The organism is Burkholderia sp. E168m23, from assembly GCF_016586125.1.
GTDB lineage: Bacteria > Pseudomonadota > Gammaproteobacteria > Burkholderiales > Burkholderiaceae > Burkholderia > Burkholderia orbicola.
Genome location: NZ_BCPP01000726.1, coordinates 1 through 3,718, shown reverse-complemented (window position 1 = coordinate 3,718; position 3,718 = coordinate 1). Strand labels below are relative to the sequence as shown.

At 65.0% G+C, this 3,718-nt stretch carries 4 protein-coding genes and 1 tRNA gene; 2 read left to right on the top strand and 3 right to left on the bottom strand.

What is annotated here, in order from left to right:
- The 3 genes from JMF90_RS28330 to pncB form a co-directional block, all read right to left on the bottom strand.
- Positions 1-880: sodium:proton antiporter (locus JMF90_RS28330; RefSeq protein ID WP_201325718.1), on the bottom strand; the 880-nt coding region annotated here is incomplete at its 3' end.
- 42 nt (positions 881-922) lie between these two features.
- Complete coding sequence (locus JMF90_RS28325) at positions 923-1,585, bottom strand: lactate utilization protein C (RefSeq protein WP_011544921.1); 663 nt, start codon at positions 1,583-1,585, stop codon at positions 923-925.
- 87 nt (positions 1,586-1,672) lie between these two features.
- Positions 1,673-2,872, bottom strand: a complete 1,200-nt coding sequence (gene pncB / locus JMF90_RS28320) for a nicotinate phosphoribosyltransferase (RefSeq protein ID WP_011544920.1) — start codon at positions 2,870-2,872, stop codon at positions 1,673-1,675.
- Positions 2,873-3,162: 290 nt separating this feature from the next.
- On the opposite strand from pncB, the gene fdxA reads away from it, so the two are divergent.
- A complete protein-coding gene (gene fdxA, locus JMF90_RS28315) occupies positions 3,163-3,486 on the top strand; it encodes a ferredoxin FdxA (RefSeq protein ID WP_011544919.1) in 324 nt (107 codons plus the stop codon).
- Between the two features lie 102 nt (positions 3,487-3,588).
- Positions 3,589-3,664: transfer RNA gene (locus tag JMF90_RS28310), tRNA-Asn, on the top strand.
- The last annotated feature ends 54 nt before the right edge of the window (positions 3,665-3,718 follow it).

Below are 3,718 nucleotides of genomic sequence, written 5' to 3'. Positions count from 1 at the left end.
GATTCTGCAGCGCGACGTGCGTCCCCCACACGTCGAACGAGATGCCCGGCTTCCACACGCCGCTCATCAGCACGAGCGCGATCACGGCCGCCAACAGCACGAAGTTGATCTTGCCGTCGATCGACAGCGCCGCGCCGTCGGGCGTCGGATCGAGCGCGGCCGGCCGCTCCTCGCCGCCCTTCCGGTAGAAGTACGTATCGAGCACGAAGAACAGCGTCAGCAGCACCACGCAGATGAACAGCATCGGCAGCGCGAGATGGGTGGTCGTCCAGAAGAAGCTCACGCCGTTCAGGAAGCCGAGGAACAGCGGCGGATCACCGAGCGGCGACAGCGAGCCGCCCGCGTTCGCGACGAGGAAGATGAAGAAGATCACGACGTGCACGACATGCTTGCGGTTGTCGTTGGCGCGCAGCAGCGGCCGGATCAGCAGCATCGCGGCACCCGTCGTACCCATCACGCTCGCGAGCAGCGTGCCGAGCGCGAGGATCGCGGTATTCAGCTTCGGCGAGCCATGCAGGTTGCCGTTCACGCAGATGCCGCCCGCGACCGTGTAGAGCGCGGTGAGCAGCACGATGAACGGAATGTATTCCTCGAGCAGCGCATGCACGAGCGTGCCGAATGCGGTGCCGGCGCCGAACGCGACCGCGAACGGCGCCAGGAACACGATCGCCCAGCCGGCCGCGATCTTGCCGAAGTGGTGATGCCAGAACACGGGGGCGACGAGCGGGAACAGCGCGATGGACAGCAGGATTCCCGCGAACGGGATGCCCCAGAGCGCGGACAGCGTGGCACCGTCGAGCGTGGCGGCCGATGCGAGCGCGGGAGCGGCGCCAAGCGCGATTCCCGACGCCATGCCCGCCCAGGCGGCATGTCGTTTCATGCGGAACTTCCTTGTCGAGTAGGGGTGAATGCAGCGGGCGCGTCAGGCGCCCCGTACGACGATCGCGTGCACGCGGTACGGGCCGTGCGCGCCCAGAATGATCGTTTGCTCGATGTCGCCCGTGCGCGACGGGCCCGACACGAAATTGACCGCGCGCGGCAACTCGCCGCGCTCCGCGCGAATCAGTGCGAACGCGTCTTCATGACCGGCGACGATGCGTGACGCCGGCACGATCGCGATGTGGGTTTCCGGCAGCAGGCCGGCCGATGCGTAAGTGTCGGGGCCGGACAGCAACACCAGCGACCCCGTTTCGGCGGTCGCGCAGAAGCAGCCGGTCAGGCCGACGAGATCACCGTCGCGCGGCTTGCGGCACTCGACCGACAGGCCTGCGCCGGCCCAGTCGAGATCGGCCAGCGTGCGCCATGCGACGGCCTGCGTCGGCAGACCATGAGCGGCAAGATAGCGGGCGGCGGCGGCGGGCACATCGGCCAGCGTCGCGACTTCGTCGACCGTGGTCGACAGGCGCCCCGCTTCGTCGACGAAAGCCGCGACGAGGTCGGCCGGCGCCGGCGGGCGCGGGCCCTCCGGATGACGGGCGAGATAGTCGGCGACGCCGTCGCGCTCCGCTGCATCGGGTTCGGCCGCGCGCCCCTGCGCCGCGCGGATGCGCGCGAGGATCTGGCGACGGGCAGCGGAAGTGTCCATGAACGGTCCTCGTGACGTTGGCGTGCAATACGTCGGATTATACCGGCCACCCCTGCCGCGACACACCTTCGGCCGAACGGCCGACGCCTACTTCGACGCGTCTTCGTCGACCGGCTGCGCGATGCCGAACACCTGCCGCAGGTACGCGAGATACGCCTTGTCGTCGCACATGCTCTTGCCCGGCGAATCGGACAGCTTCGCGACCGGCTGGCCGTTGCAGCGAACCATCTTGATCACGATCTGCAGCGGCACGTAGCCGAGATCGTTGGTGAGGTTGGTGCCGACGCCGAACGCGAGCTTGCAGCGGCCGCGGAACCGTTCGTACAGCTGCATGACCTTCGGGATGTCGAGCGCGTCCGAGAACACGAGCACCTTGGTGCGCGGGTCGCACCGGTTCGCCTCGTAATGGCGCAGCATCCGCTCGCCCCACTCGAACGGATCGCCCGAATCGTGGCGCGCACCGTCGAACAGTTTGCAGAAGTACATGTCGAAGTCGTTCAGGAACGCGTCCATCCCGTAGACGTCCGACAGCGCGATCCCGAGGTCGCCGCGATATTCCTTCGCCCACATCTCGAAGCCGTAGATCTGCGAGTCGCGCAGCCGCGGGCCGAGCGCCTGGCACGCCTGCAGGTATTCGTGCGCCATCGTGCCGAGCGGCGTGATGTCGTGCTTCATCGCGTACAGCACGTTGCTCGTGCCCGCGAACTGCGGGCCGAGCCCGTCACGCAGCGTGAGCGCGACTTCCTCGTGCCAGACCTTCGAGAAGCGCCGGCGCGTGCCGTAGTCGGCGATCTTGCAGTCGGCGAATTCGGGCTTCGCGCCGAGCAGCTTGATCTTCTCGCGCAGCCGCTCGCGCCCTTCGCGATAGTCGGGCTCGCGCTGCGTGTTGCGGAAATAGACTTCGTTGACGATCGCGAGCACCGGGATCTCGAACAGGATCGTATGCAGCCACGGCCCCTCGATCACGATGTCGATTTCGCCGTTGCCCTTCGGCGACGGCGTGATCGAGATGTACTTCTCGTTCAGGTGGAACAGCGCGAGGAAGTCGACGAAGTCGCTCTTGATGAAGCGCATCCGCCGCAGGTAGTCGAGTTCGACGTCGGCAAAGCGCAGCGAGCACAGGCCGCGCACCTCGTCGCGAATCTCGTCGATGTACGGCACGAGATCGACGCCGGGCGTGCGGCACCGGAAGCGGTATTCGACGTTTGCAGCCGGGAAGTGATGCAGGACGACCTGCATCATCGTGAACTTGTAGAGATCCGTGTCGAGCAGCGAAGTGATGATCATGATGACGGCAGCGCCAATATCGTGACCGGGCCCCGGCGCACCGCGCGCCGCCCGGTCTGTCGGTCATGTTACCCGAATGCGGGCCGGACCATCGTGAAACCGCCCCGCCGCCCGCCCTGCCGTATCGTGCCGGTGCCGGTATGCGGGTCCGTCTTGCGCACCCCATAAACTAATCACGAAACGATATAAGCCGGATAGCCGACCTCGTCATGCGGGTTTTGCGCTTCAGTTACAATGCCGCTTTTGGCGCAAACGCCACCCCATATATACCGCCAAGCAGGAGCGTTTTAATGACTCACGTTGTGACCGAAGGCTGCATCAAGTGCAAATACACGGATTGCGTGGATGTGTGCCCGGTGGATTGCTTCCGTGAAGGTCCCAACTTTCTCGCCATCGATCCGGACGAGTGCATCGACTGCGCCGTGTGCGTCGCCGAATGCCCGACCAATGCGATCTATGCCGAAGAAGACGTTCCGGGCGACCAGCAGCAGTTCACCGAGCTGAATGCCGAGCTGGCGAAGAATTGGCCGTCGATCACGAAGACCAAGCCGGCGCCGGCCGACGCGGACGAGTGGAAGGACGTGCAGGACAAGCTGCACCTGCTCGAGCGCTGATCGCGCGGCGGCCGCAAAAATTTTTATGCGCCGTGGCCCCAAAGTGTTGACAGGTTAGCGAACACTCCATACAATCTCGTTTCTCTGCTGTTGCTTGTTTGTTCCCCGATAGCTCAGTCGGTAGAGCGCCGGACTGTTAATCCGTAGGTCCCTGGTTCGAGCCCAGGTCGGGGAGCCAAAAACGCAAAAGCCCGTTGAAAGTGGACGGGTTTTTTGTTGGAAAACACAGCAC

Bases quoted from the DNA above. Each gene is read 5' to 3' on its own strand.
- JMF90_RS28325 (WP_011544921.1), bottom strand. From the start codon at position 1,585: ATGGACACTTCCGCTGCCCGTCGCCAGATCCTCGCGCGCATCCGCGCG.
- pncB (WP_011544920.1), bottom strand. From the start codon at position 2,872: ATGATCATCACTTCGCTGCTCGACACGGATCTCTACAAGTTCACGATG.
- fdxA (WP_011544919.1), top strand. From the start codon at position 3,163: ATGACTCACGTTGTGACCGAAGGCTGCATCAAGTGCAAATACACGGAT.